The organism is Chitinophaga sp. SYP-B3965, assembly GCF_009647655.1.
Lineage (GTDB): Bacteria > Bacteroidota > Bacteroidia > Chitinophagales > Chitinophagaceae > Chitinophaga.
Window position 1 is genome coordinate 2,961,118 of record NZ_WJFD01000001.1, and the last position, 17,599, is coordinate 2,978,716.

General features: G+C 44.6%; 11 protein-coding genes. 10 read left to right on the forward strand and 1 reads right to left on the reverse strand.

Annotation, left to right across the window (positions count from 1 at the left end):
• The first annotated feature begins 1,811 nt into the window (after window positions 1-1,811).
• The 9 genes from GFS24_RS11720 to GFS24_RS11760 are packed head-to-tail and all read left to right on the forward strand — an operon-like array spanning window position 1,812 to window position 14,792.
• Window positions 1,812-4,898 (forward strand): TonB-dependent receptor, encoded by a 3,087-nt coding sequence (locus GFS24_RS11720; RefSeq protein ID WP_253906437.1) that lies wholly within the window; start codon window positions 1,812-1,814, stop codon window positions 4,896-4,898.
• A gap of 11 nt (window positions 4,899-4,909) precedes the next feature.
• Entirely contained in the window at window positions 4,910-6,769 is a 1,860-nt protein-coding gene (locus GFS24_RS11725) for a RagB/SusD family nutrient uptake outer membrane protein (RefSeq protein ID WP_153659743.1), read from the forward strand.
• A gap of 27 nt (window positions 6,770-6,796) precedes the next feature.
• The gene (locus GFS24_RS11730; protein ID WP_153659744.1) at window positions 6,797-7,201 is read left to right on the forward strand and encodes a hypothetical protein; all 405 of its coding nucleotides are present in this window, start codon (window positions 6,797-6,799) and stop codon (window positions 7,199-7,201) included.
• A 10-nt stretch (window positions 7,202-7,211) separates the two neighbouring features.
• Window positions 7,212-8,192: a DUF4466 family protein gene (locus GFS24_RS11735; protein ID WP_216647393.1), complete on the forward strand. Its 981-nt coding sequence runs from the start codon at window positions 7,212-7,214 to the stop codon at window positions 8,190-8,192.
• A 52-nt stretch (window positions 8,193-8,244) separates the two neighbouring features.
• Entirely contained in the window at window positions 8,245-9,417 is a 1,173-nt protein-coding gene (locus tag GFS24_RS11740) for an alginate lyase family protein (RefSeq protein ID WP_153659745.1), read from the forward strand.
• A 2-nt stretch (window positions 9,418-9,419) separates the two neighbouring features.
• Window positions 9,420-11,261 carry a heparinase II/III family protein gene (locus GFS24_RS11745; RefSeq protein WP_153659746.1) on the forward strand — a complete coding sequence of 614 codons (1,842 nt, stop codon included), beginning with the start codon at window positions 9,420-9,422 and terminating at the stop codon, window positions 11,259-11,261.
• Window positions 11,261-13,180, forward strand: coding sequence for a heparinase II/III family protein (locus tag GFS24_RS11750; protein ID WP_153659747.1), 1,920 nt, complete (start codon window positions 11,261-11,263; stop codon window positions 13,178-13,180). Before GFS24_RS11745 ends, GFS24_RS11750 begins: the two co-directional genes overlap by 1 nt.
• 56 nt (window positions 13,181-13,236) lie before the next feature.
• Window positions 13,237-13,605 (forward strand): BlaI/MecI/CopY family transcriptional regulator, encoded by a 369-nt coding sequence (locus tag GFS24_RS11755; protein ID WP_153659748.1) that lies wholly within the window; start codon window positions 13,237-13,239, stop codon window positions 13,603-13,605.
• Window positions 13,602-14,792: a M56 family metallopeptidase gene (locus tag GFS24_RS11760; RefSeq protein ID WP_153659749.1), complete on the forward strand. Its 1,191-nt coding sequence runs from the start codon at window positions 13,602-13,604 to the stop codon at window positions 14,790-14,792. The genes GFS24_RS11755 and GFS24_RS11760 overlap by 4 nt, the downstream gene beginning before the upstream one ends.
• Before the next feature lie 34 nt (window positions 14,793-14,826).
• On the opposite strand, the gene GFS24_RS11765 is transcribed toward GFS24_RS11760, so the two are convergent.
• Window positions 14,827-16,956: a TonB-dependent receptor gene (locus GFS24_RS11765; RefSeq protein WP_153659750.1), complete on the reverse strand. Its 2,130-nt coding sequence runs from the start codon at window positions 16,954-16,956 to the stop codon at window positions 14,827-14,829.
• Window positions 16,957-17,038: 82 nt separating this feature from the next.
• Between GFS24_RS11765 and GFS24_RS11770 the strand changes: the two genes are divergently transcribed.
• The gene (locus GFS24_RS11770; protein ID WP_153659751.1) at window positions 17,039-17,599 is read left to right on the forward strand and encodes a flavin reductase family protein; all 561 of its coding nucleotides are present in this window, start codon (window positions 17,039-17,041) and stop codon (window positions 17,597-17,599) included.

The window sequence follows — 17,599 nt, forward strand, 5'->3', positions numbered from 1 at the left end:
AATAAGGATACACTTCGCCTTCCCCTCAAGCAGGAAAGGACGTCAGATTTTCTATTAAAAAACTTACTTGATCAGTATGTTTTGGCTACTGACATTAATATAATAGGCATACTCCGGCGGTACAAACAATAAAGCTTGCGTACACTGGCAAAATGGTGCATGAAGAAGCTAATTCACATAGCTCTTCCAGCTGCTTGATAATAATTTTAATGTCATCTTAAAATCATTATCAAATACACATTCATGGGTTATTATTAATGAGATTAATCATGCTCCTTGTTGAGGAACAATTGCTGCTCGTGGAGACAAATAGTTTGAAATATCGGGAGATGCTAAGAACGGATATCTCTGGTAAATGCTTAAAAACAACATATCTGAGTCTCAGAAATGAATAAGAGTAGTATGGACTTTTGTTGATTTTCATTATAGAAAATACTAAGTCACATTGAAATCATTTACGGATATGCGTGATATTTTATCTAAAAAGTGAGGTTGTTATAATTCCTTGCTATGGTTTCTCATTCGTGCCAATAGGTATAGTCTGGTTATTCACCAGCAAAGGTACTAAACAAAAAATCACAAAACAAAAAATGAACACTGATTAACAAAAAAAGATCATAACACATTCATTCATCATATGGCAAACAAGTTTGTGCAGATGCAACCTCCAGGATTATAAAAGGCATTAGGCACTAGCTAAATATTTGCGGAGAAGCCTGGTACTATTAAAATTACCTACACGCTTTGCGGATACCAGTATTAATGCAAACATGTTTTCGATTGTCGATTTCCGTCAAAAAGGTTTACGCTGAAATATCCTCCATGTTTAAGCAGTAGTCATAAGTATCCTGGAATGACAATTGAGGAACAAATGGAGCATCAGAGACGTTCCGGAAAAACTGAAAGAGCTTAATGCAAAGCTAAAAAATTTGTTTTTAATAAGGCATACTAAGAAATGATGCTCAGAATGATCAATAAACAGGTTCAGGAGCAGAGACGCTATTACTATTCTATTCTTTGACAAAATAAGTTTAAATCATTGCCGTATTGAACCCGGATTTATAGCAGACTTTTTTCCAGCTACAATAAACAAAAAATAAAAAGTTCCTCACCCTGTTCTACCTGGAACTAATACCAAACAAAATAGCCATTAGAGTTGCCGGTTTTTTATCAATCTAAACAATTTTAATAACCTTCCGAAGGGTTCGATCGAATACTCGCCTGCTCCAGGCGGTATGTGCGCAGGCATCCTTTGCAAACAAAGGCATAATGTTTCCAAACACCCCTTCCTGTAAGTGATATAAATACTATTGGTATCGTTTGCATATAAATGCCAGATATTTATCTTGAAAAATGCCTGGAACAAGATAATTCCACGGCTGTAAAACTTACTGGAAAAACCACATTCTTATCATGAAGACCAAAGGGTTAAAGAAGTGTAATCACTACCCTTTACCTGAAAATACTATTATTTTAAGGTAAAAAAGAGCAATCGATTGTTTTTTTTCAATACATTTGTTTTGAAGGTCTTATCGAGTGACCATGAAATTGCCAAAATCAGTACCAGAAAAGTGATTAAAAACTTCCACTAACTAAAAACAATTTTATTCCACGATGCAACCAAAGAAAAAGACTAACTAAGACAGCTTGAATCATGCAAACGATTGCATTCAATGACGTTAATTTCGTCCTGGCAGGTAGGTAGCACCGCCCGGATTTTATATTTCTTGCCTCACTTTAAATAAAGCGTTATGTCAGATTATTTACACAATTGTCCATCTCCCCGTTGGCTACGTGTCCGGTGGATATATTTGGCCTGGATCCCAGTGGCCTGTTTTTCCACCACAGTATCCGCAAAAGGGACGGCAGCAACTGCCACCTATTTCCAACAAGAAACACGCGAGATCCGTGGCCGCGTAACGGATGAAACTAAAACACCATTGCCTGGTGTTACAGTAGCCGTGAAAGGTACCAAGCAAGGTACCGTTACAGATGCCAGCGGATTTTACGTGCTGAAAGTGGCCGCTTCTTCCGGCGTTCTTGAGTTTACCTTTATTGGTTATGCCAAACAGGAACAGGCTTACTCTGATTACAAAGGAGTAGATGTTCAATTAGGCCTTGATCAGAAAGCACTCGGTGAAGTAGTGGTAGTAGGTTATGGTACACAGAAAAAAGTAAACATGGTAGGTGCCGTTTCTGCAGTTAAAGTAGATGAAGCCATCACCAGCCGTGCTTTGCCAAATGCTTCTTCCGCACTCTCAGGTCTGGTGCCGGGTTTAGCTGTAACACAATCTACCGGTATGGCTGGCCGCAATGGCGCCTCTCTCATGATTCGTGGATTAGGCACTGTAAATAATGCTAATCCACTTGTAGTAGTGGATGGTATGCCGGATGTAGATATCAACCTGATCAACATCAACGACATTGAAAGTATCTCTGTACTGAAAGATGCCACCTCTGCATCTGTATATGGTTCCCGCGCGGCAAATGGTGTGATCCTGATCACCACCAAATCCGGAAAAGGCCTGAAGAAAACACAGCTCAACTTCAACGGATCTTTTGCGTTAACCAAACCTACGAAGGCTTATGATTTCATGGCGGACTATGCGCGTGGGCTCACCATGCACCAACGCCAGAATGCTGTTGGTGCAGCACGTGCCTCATGGGATTTTAAAGATGGTACAATAGATCAGTGGATGGCCATGAGCATGATAGATCCGCTTCGTTACCCTAATACGGACTGGTGGGATGTGATCGTTCGCGACGGGCAATTAAAAAATTACAATGTTTCTGCTACCGGTGGTGGCGAGAACTCCAATTTCTTCATCTCCATTGGAGTAATGGACGAAAAAGGCTTGCAGATCAATAATGATTATTCCCGTTACAATGCGCGCTTTAACTATGATTACAAACTGCGCAAGAACATGAACGTTGGTGTACGCTTCAATGGTAACTGGAGCAAATTTGTGTATGCCCTGGAAGATGGTTTTACGGATGATGCCACTTCCAACACCGCAGGTTTTGACCTGCAATATGCGATAGCAGGTATTACACCCTATGATCCTGTAACTGGCTACTATGGCGGTGTAATGGCCTACAATGAAGATGCGCAGGCATACAATCCATATACAGTATATCAGAATACACTCAACCGTACCAACAGACAGGGCGCTAACAGTACCTTCTACCTTGATTGGTCTCCCATCGAAGGGTTAACTGCACGTATTGATTATTCCCTTAATTACTACAATCAATTCCGCTGGAATGCCAATACGCCTAACAAAGCTTTCAATTTCCAGACCAATACCTTTGGCACCCGCGTTTATGTAGGGGACAATGCCGGCGTAGGCAACTTTACCAATACAGGGTATAAGAGCATGCTGAATGGTAGTCTTAATTACAAGAAAACAATTGCCAAACACCACGAAATAAGTGCCATGGTAGTGTACAGTGAGGAATACTGGTACGACCGTTCCCAGGGATCCAGCCGTAACGACAGGTTCCATCCCACCATGCATGAAATTGATGCGGCACTTACCACTACACAATCAACAGGTGGTAACTCCAGTACAGAAGGGCTCCTCTCTTATATCGGCCGCGTGAACTATACCGCCTTTGACAAATACCTGTTTGAATTCAATGCACGGTATGACGGTTCTTCTAAATTCCTACCAGGCTCACAGTATGGTTTCTTTCCGTCAGTAGCATTAGGATGGCGTTTTACAGAAGAGAATTTTATCAAGCAATACACTGAAAATATCCTCAGCCAGGGTAAATTCCGGATCTCTTATGGCTCACTGGGTAATAACAGTGGCGTTAGCAGATACGAACAACAACCAACGCTGGCTGCTGCTGCCTACATAATAGGTGCAAACATGGACGCCACCAAAGGATTTGTGAACACCAAGCTGGTGAATACTTCCTTAAGCTGGGAAACAAATACCGTGTTAAACATTGGCCTGGACCTGGGATTCCTGGACAACAGGCTCACGGCCGAACTGGATTATTACAACCGTTTAACAACAGGCATGAACAGGCCTTCGGATATGTCTAACCTGATTTCTGGTGGTTATGTGGCGCCAAGGAGGAATATCGGCAACCTGCGCAACAAAGGTGTAGAACTAAACCTTACCTGGTCTGACAAAATTGGTGAAGTAAGATACGGAGTCAACCTGAACGGATCTTATAATAAAACTACGCTGGAGAAATGGAATGAATTCCTGGGCAAAGGTTACACCTTCTTAGATATGCCTTACCACTTCTTGTACACGTTTGAGGACATCGGCATTGCACAAACCTGGGAAGATGTTTACAATGCCACACCACAAGGTGCATCACCCGGAGATATGCTGCGTAAAGATTTAAATGGCGATGGCAGGATCACCGCAGAGGATAAGAAAGCCTATCCAAATATTCAGCGTGACAGGCCTACCACTTTCTATGCTATGAATGCAAATGTTGCCTGGAAAGGTATTGACCTGTCTATCCTCTTCCAGGGCGCTACCGGCCGTAAGGACTATGTAACCAATAACTATAACAACACCAATCCTGCCGGAAAAAGATATGCCTGGACCTGGGATCTTTGGAACAACGCATGGTCACTCGATAACAGGGGCGGTTCATTACCACGCCTGTCAGGGAATGCAAACAGGGAAGAAACTACTTTCTGGCTGGATGATATGACCTATCTCCGTCTGAAAAATATTCAGCTCGGTTATACCCTTCCTGCTGATCTGCTGAAAAGGATCGGCGTAAGGCAATTCCGCATTTTTGGTTCTGCAGAGAACATCATGACCCTTACAAACTATCGCGGTCTGGATCCTGAAGCAACCGGCAACAGGAGTAATGCATACCCCGTGAATAAATCTTATTCCGCAGGTGTTAATGTGGGCTTTTAAAAGTTATAATCATGAAAAGATCAATAAAAATATATCTGATAGGTGCCGTTGCCAGTATGGCAATGTTTACAACCGGCTGCGTCAAAAACCTGCTGGACCAGAAAGCCACTGTAGAACTTCCTTATTCCCAGTTCTGGAAAACAGAGGCAGATGCCACCATGGCACTCATGGGCTGTTATGCTGATGTTCGTTATGTGTTCGACCGGGATTACATGATGGAAGGCCATGGTGAATATACCAGGGTACGCGGAATGGCAGCTCCGGCAACTGAATATCCTGATAATTACAAAACAGGAGATGCTTACCAGGGAAACGCCGGTATTTATGATCCTACCAATTACGGGGACAAATGGGATAAGATGTACCGTTACCTGTATGGTGGCGTGAACCGCTGTAACTATGTGATCGATAATGTGAACAAGATGCTGGAAACTGCCAGTGAAACTTCAAAACCCAGCTTGGAAATAGTGGTGGGAGAAGCAAAACTCCTGCGCGGTTTGTGTTATTTCAAACTGATATCCATGTGGGGGGATGTTCCTTACCTCAGTAAAACGGTATTCGATAACAGTGAGGTAGCCCAGCTTCCACGTCTCCCTATCGGACAGGTGAAAGATTCCATCATGGCAGATCTTACCTATGCATTTGAAAAGCTGCCCACTAAAGCGGTTGAAGTAGGCCGCATGGCCAAACCTGCTGCGCTGGCATTACGTGGTAAAGTGCAACTGTACTGGGCCTCCTGGAATAACTTCGGCTGGCCGGAATTAGCAGGCTTCGTACCCAATGCTGCTACTGCCACTGCTGCCTATACCACAGCAGCAGACGATTTCAGAAAAGTGATCAATGATTATGGCCTGGTACTCTTCAGAGGTGGTGAGCCTGGCAACATTGACGTGCTTGGAAAAGCAGAAATATTACCCAACTATTTTTACCTCTTCATGCCTGTAGCCAATGGTGATGCGGAAAACCTCCTGTACTTTATGCATGGAGGAACAGGTACCGGCCAGGGTGAAGAACTGATGCGTAACCTTGGAACACGTACAGTGGAAAGTTCTCAATTATGGGTACACCCCAGGTATGAAATTGCAGACCGCTACCAATCCATCGTAACAGGTGATTTTGCACCGCTGCTGAAACCAATGATCCCCGGACCCACAGGAGCTGGAAGAACAACGCTTAATTCAGCTATCAACCCTCAAAGTTATGCTAATCGTGATTATAGGATGAAGGCATCCCTCATCTGGGATTACGAAATGAGCATTGGTTTAACCAGCCTGAAATCCACCGGGTACTGGCCGTTCATCTATAAATCAAATAGCGCCCCTGTTGTTATAGACGGTATAAATTATACGACCTCTTTCCCTGATGGCGTTAACTCTGGTTATATCTTCCGCAAGTTCGTAAGGAACTACCCGGGCATAGGCCGCAGTGATGGTAATTTTGCATGGCCGGTGATACGTTTGGCAGATGTGTTCCTCATGTATGCAGAAGCTACCAATGCCGTAAACGGACCACAGGCAGATGCGATTGCATTAGTGAACAAAGTACGTTACAGAGGAAAATTGCCTGCGCTCGCCGCATCAAAAACAGCAGATAAAGCTACCTTCTTTAGTGCTATTGAACAGGAGCGTATTGTTGAACTGATCGGTGAAGGCCAGCGTGGTTTTGACATTCGCAGATGGAGAGCCCTGGAAAGAATTTGGGGACCTCCAGGCAGTGCAGGCGTTTGGAGAATTGACACACAAGGTTTCAACATCACCCGTTACTACCAGAACACACCGGAAAGAACGTATCAGCAGAATTACATTTTCAGGATACCTCCGGGTGAACGTGACCGTAATCCAAACCTCACGCAGAACACACCATGGCTGTAACCCAATCCAAACTTTAAAAAGAGAAAGATGAAAAAATATATTTCAATAACCGTTGTGATGATGCTGATGGCTTTTGCCTGGGTCAGCTGCTCAAAAGATAAACCGGTGGACGATGACGGCCTGCTGATCACTGACCGGGCGGAATGCGTTGTCACCAACTTTGATCTGGTTGGAACAGATTTTCAAACCGTAAGAACAAAATCTCCGGTGATAGATACCACGGCCTGTACGATCAATATAGAAGTGTTCTACGGTACAGACCTGAAGAACCTCTGGCCGCAGTTTAGCCTTTCAACGGATGCCAAACTGGATCCAAAAGTAATCGGTAAAGTAGACTTCTCCGATCTCGCTAATCCGAAACAATATGCCGTTGTTTCAGGAAACCGCAAGATTAGAAAGACCTACAAAATTTTCATTACCGTACAACCATAAATCATTGATCATGTCAGTAAAATATTTCCAACATACTGCGTTACTCTTCTCTTTCATCCTGCTCATGGCAGGTTGCAAGGAAGATAAATACGCACTCCCAGAGCCGAAAGGCATTCTGCAGAACGATGTTATCAAACGTTCACTTGGGCCAAACCTGGTTGGGCGGAACATAGAATTCGCTTATGCTATGGCGCTGCCTGCTTTAAAGGGAAAGATCGTTTCTGCCGAAGTGGAAGCCTCCATTGCAGGTGCTCCTGCTACCTGGCTGGAAAACAAGACCTATTACACCAACAATAGTGGAATAGATATCCCAACATTGATCGGTGCACCTTCCGTAAACACGGGTAATAAAACGGTGGTGACCTTTAATAAGGACACGATGGCTTCTACCTTGCGCTATTATTACTTTCCACCGGAAGAAGCCCGCGGCAAACCTGTAACATTCAAATTCACCGCTAAAAGCAGCGATGGTGAAACAGCTACCTACTCCATGGGGCCTTATAACGTTTCCAAAATGGATATGGCACTGAACCTCGCACCGGTGGATGGTGGTGCCTGTTATATCTCTATTGCGGATACGGCTATTTATACGGCAGCACAGGCAGCTACAAAAGCAGATAAGATAGACCTCGTGTATGTATATCGCCCTGCGCCGTATAACCACAGCTTTGTTTCCCCGGGTGCTAATGCGCAATACCTTCCGGGTATTACTTTACCTGCCGGCGTAAACAAAGTGAGCAAACTGGTGAAAGCCTGGGGCCTCCGTGATCAGCAACTGTCCGACCTGCAATTCGGCATCTTCATTGATGACCTGGACTTCCAGAAACTGGACCTCGGCGATGCATCTGATTTCGCCATCAACATGAAAGCCGAAGCAGGCATATGGGTAGAAACCGCAGACAAAAAGTACAGGGCCTACATCTTCCTGAAGGCTTTGAACAATACTACCAAAACTGCCACTATCTGTATCAAACGTTACGCGATGAACTAACACATAAAAAGGGCTATGGGATTCCATAGCCCTTCTTTATCTTTAGACTGTTATGAAGAAACTATGCACTATTTTATGGCTGTTCGCTACTTTAACAGCCTCCGCACAAAAGACCTTTCTGCTGAAACCATCTGTTCTCAGCGCTAATAAGCAAAAGATAAAAGACGGAGATCCAGCTATGCTGCAAGCCCTCGCAAAACTGAAAGGCGCTGCCGATAAAGCTTTGAAAGATGGCCCTTATTCCGTGGTATACAAAACCAGAACACCGGACAGCGGGGACAAACATGATTACATGAGCGTAGGCCCCTATTGGTGGCCGGATTCCAGCAAACCAGGTGGCGTGCCCTATATCCGGAAAGACGGGCAGATCAACCCGGAACGTTTTGCCATCAACGATGCGGAATTCTACAAATCCCTCTGCCACGATGTTTGCCTCCTGGGCCTTGCCTGGTATTATACCGGAGAGGAACAATACGCAACACATGCAGCCAAACTACTACACACCTGGTACATTGATACCACTACACGCATGAACCCCAACCTGAATTACGGGCAAGCCATTCCCGGCGTTACAAAAGGAAGAGGTATAGGCCTGATAGATACCCGCGCTGTTACGAAACTGATAGATGGCATGCAATTGCTGGCTGATTCCAAGGCATTGCCTAAAAAAGATTATACCGCCATCCAGGAATGGCATAAACAATTCCTGCAATGGATGCGTAACAATCCCATTGGAAAAGATGAAGCAGACGAAGCCAATAACCACGGTACCTGGTATGATGTGCAGGCTGTTTCTATTGCGCTCTTCACACAACAACCTGCGCTCGCCAAAGAGATCATCACTACACAAACACAACAACGTATAGCCAGCCAGCTGAAAGAAGAAGGCAGCCAGCCGCATGAACTGGCCCGCACACTTTCCTGGAACTATTCCTCCATGAACCTCGAAGGATTCTTTGAACTGGCCCTGCTGGCAGAAAATGTACAGATAAACCTCTGGAACTATACCACCGCAGATAATAAAAGCATTAAGAAAGCATTCACCTGGATGTTGCCCTTCGCCAAAGGAGAACAAAAATGGCAGCATGAGCAGATCAAGAAAATGGAGATGAACGGCTACCTGAAAATGGCAGCAGTGGCAACCAAAAAATACTCCGATGTAAATATCACTGGATTGAAACTGCCACAGGATGATATCTTATTACTCACCGGCTGGAACTTTTAGTTATGCGTTATTTACTTGCTATCCTCTGTCTGTTAACTCTATCTGCCCAGGCGCAGGACTCCCTGCTTGGCAGCCTGAAAAAAGAACATCCCCGCCTCCTCTTCAGCAATGCTGATTTTGAGCGGGTGGCCACATTAAAGAACACAGACGAATACGTTAAAACGGCCTGGCTGAAGTTATATACAACAGGGGAAAAGATCCTCGATGAACCCGCTGCAAAATTTGAAATACCAGATGGCAAACGCCTCCTCGCTACCAGCCGTGCTGCCGTAGAAAGGATCTCCACACTGGGACTCTTATATCGTGTAACAAAAGAAAAACGTTTTGCAGAACGCGCATGGAAAGAACTCTCTGCCGCTGCTCAATTCCCCGACTGGAACCCCACGCACTTCCTGGATGTAGGAGAAATGACCTTTGCCTTCGCATTGGGATATGATTGGTTCTATGACTACTGGAATGCTGATCAGAAAAAGATCATCCGTTCTGCTATCATTGAAAAAGGATTAAGCCGCGCCCTGCTGGCGTATGAAAAACTCGCCACCCAAAGTACCGGCTGGTGGCCGGATGTACCGCATAACTGGAACCAGGTATGCAATGGCGGCATTGGTGTGGGCGCATTAGCGATTGCTGATGAAGAGCCCAAACTCGCTACCGTTATTTTGCAGAATGTAATCCAAAAACTCCCGTTGGCCATGAAACATTTTGCACCGGATGGTGCATGGAATGAAGGCCCCGGCTACTGGAATTACGCCACAAGATATAATGTAGCCATTATTACTGCGCTGAACAGTGCATTGGGCAAAGACTTTGGCTTATCAGACATAGAAGGTTTTTCCAAAACAGGCCTATTCCCCCTATACCTGAATAGTCCCATTAATCGTTCTTTCAATTATGCAGATGGAGGTGATGAAGCGATCAAAGGTGCACAGCTCTTCTGGTTCGCTAAAAGATTTAAGCAACCGGAAGCTGCGCAATATCTCTACGCTTTCAAACCTGCCAATGCATTTGCATTGTTATGGTATGATGCCAGCCTGATCAATGTAAAGTCTACGTTGCAAACGGATAGTTATTTCCGCGAAGCAGAAGTAGTAGCACTACGCAGCAAATGGAATGATCCCAATGCTACTTTCGTTTCCTTCAAAGCCGGGGATAACAAAGCCAACCACAGTCATCTCGACTTAGGCAGTTTTATCCTCGATGCACAAGGTGAAAGATGGATCGTAGACCTTGGTGCAGACAATTACAACATCCCCGGTTATTTCAGTACAGCCAAAGGTGGCCAACGCTGGACGTATTATCGTAATCGTGCTGAAGGACATAACACCCTTGTGATCCATCCTTCCAAAGCAGAAGATCAGGACCCAAAAGCTGCCACTGTCATAACAAGTTTTAACAGCGGTGCTGCAGAAGCGAATGCTGTGATGGATCTCTCTCCTGCGTATGGTACTTCTGTTCATCGCGGTATTGCCCTCCTGAAGCAAAAGGACATGGTGGTGATCAGAGATGAGATCAGTAACAAGGAAGCAGAACCGGTTTACTGGTTTGCACATACCAAAGCAACCATCAGACTTTCAGAAAATAAACGATCTGCCACACTGCAGCAAAATGGCAAAAAGATAGTAGTTACCATCATAGCTCCTACCGGCGCAACTTTTACGGCGATGCCCGCAAAACCATTGAAGTCATCACCACAACCCGCTGAGAACAATCCAAACAATGGCATCCAAAAACTCAGTGTGTATTTACCTGCTACTAAAGAAACGAACATCACCATAGTTTTTCATCCGGAAGGAACCGTTGTGGGCGATGCCCTTAACGAGCCGCTCCAAAAATGGAAGAAATAATGAGATCATTTTGCCTGATCATCTGTCTGCTAACAGGCAGCCTTTTAGCGAAAGCACAAAACCTGCTCAGCGGAAAATACCAAAAGCTGGAATTGATCCCGCAAGCCAAATGGACACCTTTCCCCCGTTTGAACGACCGTGCCGGATGGGCAAAAGCAGATCCTGCATCCGGTAAAGCCCTCATCGCAAAAGCAGAAGGTTTCATTAATTATGAATGGCCTGGCGTACCCGCTATCAAATCATTACAGATCGTGCGCAATGGTAATCGCAATGATTATGAAGTGATCAGCTTTAAAAAACGTGAAGTATTAGGCACATTAATCCTGGCAGAAATATATGAGAACAAAGGCCGCTTTATGGACCCGATCGTCAACGGCATCTGGTCTATCTGCGAAGAATCCTTCTGGGGTTCTCCCGCTCACTTGCCCAAAGGACCGGAATACCTGGGCCTGCATGATGTATCAGCCCCATTCGTGGAACTATTCTCTGCAGAAACAGCTACTTTCTTAGCCTGGGCAGATTACTTCCTCGGAGAGAAACTGGATGCAATTTCCCCGCAGATCAGAAAGCGGATCTATAACGAAACCAACCGCCGCATCTTTGAACCATTGATGACCAAACATCATGGCTTCATGAGCAGCAATGCCAACGGCCGCCGCCCGAATAACTGGAATCCCTGGATCTGCTCCAACTGGCTAAATGCTGTGTTGCTGCTGGAAAAAGATGATACCAAACGTTTAGCTGCAGTGACTAAGATATTAGGTGTGCTGGATAATTTCCTGAACCCCTACCCTGCTGATGGCGGATGTGATGAAGGCCCCGGTTACTGGGGTGCTGCCGCAGCTTCCTTATATGATAACATCGCTATGCTGAACCTCGCCAGCAATAATGCCTTCACCTATGTTTACAAGGACGAGAAGTTCCGCAACATGGGTCAGTTCATTTACAAAGCCCAGATCAGTGAAAAATACTTCCTCAACTTTGCAGACGCAGATCCACAACCCGGCATGGCAGCCAGTATGATCTACCGCTACGGAAAAGACATCAGCGATCCCGCCATGATGGAATTCGGCGCTTATTACATGACGGATAAGGATAAAAGTTCCGTGGGCAGGTTCCAGTACTTCCGCAACTTCTTCGCCCTCTTCATGCAGGAGGAATTCGACAAAGCAGCCAAAGGATTGCCATTACCCGGAGATGTATGGTGGCCGGACTTACAGGTGATGATATCCCGTGACCATGCAGGCAGCACGAAAGGTTTTTTTGTAGCCGCTAAAGGTGGTAATAATGATGAGAGCCATAACCATAATGATATCGGCAATTACGTGGTGTATTACGATGGCCTGCCTGTACTGATAGATATCGGCCGAGGCAGCTATACTGCCAAAACCTTCAGCAACAAACGTTACGAGATCTGGTACAATTGCTCTGACTATCATAACGTACCCACCGTGAATGGTAAAACACAACCACCGGGTCCTGATTTCAAAGCCGCTAACGTAGCTTATAAAACATCCTCTTCTGCCAGCCAACTCAGCATGGATATTGCCCCGTCTTATCCTGCCGCTGCAGGTATCGTAAAATGGCAGCGCAGTATTAAACTGAATAAAGGAAAGAATGTACAGGTAGAAGATGCCATGCAACTGAAAACAGCCGGTGATTACACAGAACACCTCATGACCTGCTTCCCCGTTGAAGTAGTAAAACCTGGTTTACTGGTAGTACATGCCAAACAGGATTTCTTTATCCACTACCCGGCCAAACGCTTACTGCCCACCATTGAAAGAGTCCCCCTGGAAACAATGGAAGATAAAGGCGTGAAAGAGAAATGGGGAGAAGAAATATACCGGATCAACCTGAAAAGCATCAGTCCTGCAGCAAAGGAAAACATTGCCATAACCATATCAACGGAAAAATAAGTTGTATAACTGGAAAATACGTTATACATTTGAGGTAGATAAATTTTATCCCTCAAATGGAAGAACTGACTAAATCAGAAGAACACGTGATGCAGATCCTCTGGAAGCTGGATACTGCATTTGTAAAGGATATCATAGAAGAAATGGAGGAACCCAAACCTCCCTACACCACAGTGTCCTCCGTAGTGAGAATACTGGAAACCAAAGGATTTGTAACTCACAAAGCCTACGGAAAAACACATGAGTACAGCCCCCTGATCTCCAAAGAGCAATATAAGAAAGGAAGTATTCAGCGCATGGTAAAAAACTACTTCGATGATAAAACGGCCAACCTCCTGTCTTTCCTGATGCAGGAAAAGAAGCTGAGTAAGAAGGAATTGCAGGAGCTGCAACAATTCATAGATAAACAAAACCAACGCTCATGAAAACTTTCATCCTGTCTTCTATAGGCTGTTTGTTGTTGTTCTATAGCCTGTATGCTATTTTCTTTCAACGCCTCAGCTTTCACCGGTGGAACAGGGTTTATCTGATAGCTACACTTCTGATTTCTATATTCATTCCTTTCCTGCGTTTTCCGGGAACAGGTTACATTCCTGCTGTCCGTTCAACAATAGAGGACGTGCTAACTACTCAACCAGCCAATATGCCGGCAATACCCGATATACTAACCCATAGCTCCAACTTCAACTGGCTGGCTGGTATTTATTGGATGGGCGTATTCATTATGGCAATACTCTTTATTATCAATGCAATTAAGTTATATAAAAAGATAAAGAATAGCCCTACCGTTATACGCACAAAAGACCTCAATGCATCTTTCTTTCATTATATCTTCATCCAGCAAAACCTGGACCCGGAAGAAGAGAGGATCATCTATTTACATGAAAGAGCCCACCAGCAAAAATTGCACAGCCTGGATAACCTCCTGCTTGAATTGGTAAAGATCTTCTGCTGGTTCAATCCTTTAGTGTATATCTACGGGAAAACATTAAAAAACTTACATGAACTGGAAGCAGATGAACTGGTAACCGGTCGGGTAGATAAAGCAGCATATGCACAGTTGCTTTTAAAATTCAATGCCGGCAAGCAGCATAGCCTGCTAAACCTTTACAACATTCATCCTTTAAAACGACGCATTCATTCCCTTTTCACCGATAAAACCAGCAACATGAAAAAAGCCCTTTATCTCTTAGTACTCCCCTGCCTGGCACTGGCCATTAGCAGCTTTGCTTTAATAACGCCAAACCAATCGCCCAAAGGTTTGCTCATTAAATCAGACAGCACAGAACTTACCATACAAATATCACTCAAAGAACTGCTGGGCGCTAACGCTTCCTGGGCAGCATTTGAAAACTTTGAAGCGGGCAGCTTTGAAAAGATCCGGGCGATGTTCAAAGAACAGGGATACAACCTGACCGTGACAGAGAAGGTGCAGGGGAGCAACGAAACAATTCAACTGCTGGGTTTTGAGTTAAAAGGGGATCTCGGATCAGTAAGTGCTACATATAGGGTAAATGAAATGATCAGCAAAAATTACTACCTGATGGTTTCTTTAAATAAGGAAAAACAGGAACTCAAGGTACATTCTTCTAAATCGGCTTTTCTAAAATAAAAAAAGGGGCTTCAAACAGAAGCCCCTTTTTTTATTAATAATTTACGGCAATACCTATATTAAACGCCCTTCCTTTACCTTTCGAATAAAAGCCGGGGATCATAAACCATTGTGACCGTGCAGGGAAATAATCTTCATTGAAAACGTTCTCCACACCTAACGTTACCAGTGCATTCTTCGTTAAACGATAGCTGGCATTAAAGTTAACCAGGTTATACGCCTTCACGATCCCTTCATTTCCTTTATAAAGCCCGCTGGGCAATTTAACGAAACGATCTCTTTCCTGGATGCCGGTATATTGCAAACCAACCTCAAAACCGCTGATAGGTCTGTAATGAACGCTGGCACCGATCTTCGGAGCACCAATGCGTCTGCCGTTCAGATAAGCATCGTACTTATCATCGATGCGGCCTGTATCTGCTTTTCCTTCCACATAACTGTAAGAAGCACCCAGATCAAGATTATGCACCGGGCTGTATTGTACAGCTGCTTCAAAACCATAAATGCGCTCTGGCGTACGTGCTACATTGAACAAGTCAGTAGCAGCATCATATACCATTTCCGCACCTAATTTGGAAGTACTCACAAAACCCGTCAGTTCAAAACGGAGTTGTTTGTATTTGCTCACAAAACCCAGTTCGTAGTTATTCACCAGCACTGCTTCTGTGTTGATCTTATCGATATTATCCACCTTCGCATCCCTCAGTGCCAAACCTACATCAGACACAGAAAATCCCTGGGAGAAACTGGCGTAAGGCGTAAAGAGCGGGAAACGGTTGTAACGTAATCCGGCATTAAACAAAGTAGCGGTGTATTTCAGATCACCACCTTTTACTGCAAAGCTCGGCGTAACCGTACCACCGGTAGCATTGGTGATCCTTAAAGTAGTGTAATCTTCCACACCGATGTTTACTTTTTCTATCCGCACACCACCTTTCAGGATGATGTTATCCAGGAAGGTCCATTCTGTTTCTGCAAAAGGCGCCAGGTTGAACATCTTCATTTCAGGTACCCAAACACGGCCATCAACAAGCGGTTGAGAAGTAACGTCATGTAAAACGTCCGCACCGTAAGACAATGATCCCATTGCTGAAGCATGATTCATCAACGGAGAATTGAACATAAAACGGAAACCCTGCTTTTTTGCAAGCGTGTGGGATTGTCCGTCTCCGCCTTCAAACCGGCCGATGGAAACATAGAAGATATCATCCCGGGAAGCATAATAAGCATCTGCATACAGGGAAGTTCCGCCAATGAGGCTATCTGCCTTGTAAGACAATTGCACATTGTGGTTTCCTTTTACGCCGGTTGGCTCACCAGGCTGTTTACCTAATACGCCGGTAGCAGGTTTTCCTGTGAGAAAATCTCCATTCACCAAAGTGTAATTGGAATTCTGCTGGCTGCTATAGTAGTTATACATCAGCTGGATACGCTGACGGCTGGTAGGTTCAAATCCCAGTTTCACAAATGCATTGTAACTCTCTGTTTCTCCCAGGCTGTAATTGTTGCCCAGGATATTCCCCTTTGCATCCTTAAATTCTCCGTTCTGCTCATATACTCCGCTAACGGTGTAATCAAACTTTCCTAACTTACCATAGAGCAATTGCCCTACCCTGCCACCAAGACTGTTCTTGGGACTGGTTAAAGAACCCGTAAGGTTAAGTGTGGTTTTACCGGAGATGGGACCTGCATTTGTCGGTTTGAGAGTGATATAGTTGATCAGACCACCGGTAGCACCGTTACCATAAATAGCCGTAGCACCTTTCAGGACATCTACCCTTTCCAGTACCGCCGGGTCAATAGAGCGGAGGTCTACTTCTCCATTCCGCAAGGGTGTGGATTGCGGGATCCCGTCTATCATGATCAATACAGAACGGCCTCTTAAAGACTGTCCCACATTGCTGTTAGTTTGAGCAGAAGGCGCCAGGCCGGGTACTTCGTTGGCCAGGATCTCTGTGATATCAGTCGTAATGGTCAGGTCCCTTTCCAGGGTTTTGCGGGTGACCACTGTTACGGATGAAGGAACTTTGTCCAGCACCTCCGGTTTACGGCTGGCAGATACGATCACTTCTCCCAGTGACACAGTATCTTTTTTTGTCTTTTGTTGGGCAGAAACGGAAAAAGCCGCTGCCAGTATGAATAAAAGGGAGCCAATGCGCCTCATAAGCTTATAAATTTGCGCGAAATTACAGCTTGATCGGCTGGATCAATGATCGCATCCGGAAAAAATTATTAAATTGACTATCATGAGAAGAAATTACAAAAAGGAAGACCTCCCGGTGGACAAGATCCGCAAATTCCTGGAGCCGGGTCCCATTGTATTAGTAAGCTCCCGCTGGAAGGAGGAAACCAATATCATGAGCATGGGCTGGCATACTGTCATGGAATTCTCTCCCTCCCGGATCGGCTGTTTTATCACCGGCGCCAACCATAGCTACGATATGATCCGCAAAAGCAAAGAATGTGTGATCAATATCCCCACCGTAAACCTGCTGGATGAAGTAATAGGTATTGGTAACAGTTCAGGCGAAAAAACAGATAAATTCAAAAAGTTTAAACTCACGCCGGAAGAAGCAGATAAAGTAAAAGCACCACTGATAAAAGAATGTTATGCTAATTTTGAATGCAAAGTAGTGGACGAGAGCCTGCTGCATAAATACAGTTTCTTTATCCTGGAAGTGGTGAAAGCACATGCTGCTGTTTATCCAAAATATCCCACAACGGTGCATTACAGAGGAGAAGGTATATTCATGATATCCGGAAAGAATATCTCAAAGGTCAGAAAATTCAAACCACAGAATCTATAA

Bases quoted from the DNA above. Each gene is read 5' to 3' on its own strand.
- GFS24_RS11725 (WP_153659743.1), top strand. From the start codon at position 4,910: ATGAAAAGATCAATAAAAATATATCTGATAGGTGCCGTTGCCAGTATG.
- GFS24_RS11730 (WP_153659744.1), top strand. From the start codon at position 6,797: ATGAAAAAATATATTTCAATAACCGTTGTGATGATGCTGATGGCTTTT.
- GFS24_RS11735 (WP_216647393.1), top strand. From the start codon at position 7,212: ATGTCAGTAAAATATTTCCAACATACTGCGTTACTCTTCTCTTTCATC.
- GFS24_RS11740 (WP_153659745.1), top strand. From the start codon at position 8,245: ATGAAGAAACTATGCACTATTTTATGGCTGTTCGCTACTTTAACAGCC.
- GFS24_RS11745 (WP_153659746.1), top strand. From the start codon at position 9,420: ATGCGTTATTTACTTGCTATCCTCTGTCTGTTAACTCTATCTGCCCAG.
- GFS24_RS11750 (WP_153659747.1), top strand. From the start codon at position 11,261: ATGAGATCATTTTGCCTGATCATCTGTCTGCTAACAGGCAGCCTTTTA.
- GFS24_RS11755 (WP_153659748.1), top strand. From the start codon at position 13,237: ATGGAAGAACTGACTAAATCAGAAGAACACGTGATGCAGATCCTCTGG.
- GFS24_RS11760 (WP_153659749.1), top strand. From the start codon at position 13,602: ATGAAAACTTTCATCCTGTCTTCTATAGGCTGTTTGTTGTTGTTCTAT.
- GFS24_RS11765 (WP_153659750.1), bottom strand. From the start codon at position 16,956: ATGAGGCGCATTGGCTCCCTTTTATTCATACTGGCAGCGGCTTTTTCC.
- GFS24_RS11770 (WP_153659751.1), top strand. From the start codon at position 17,039: ATGAGAAGAAATTACAAAAAGGAAGACCTCCCGGTGGACAAGATCCGC.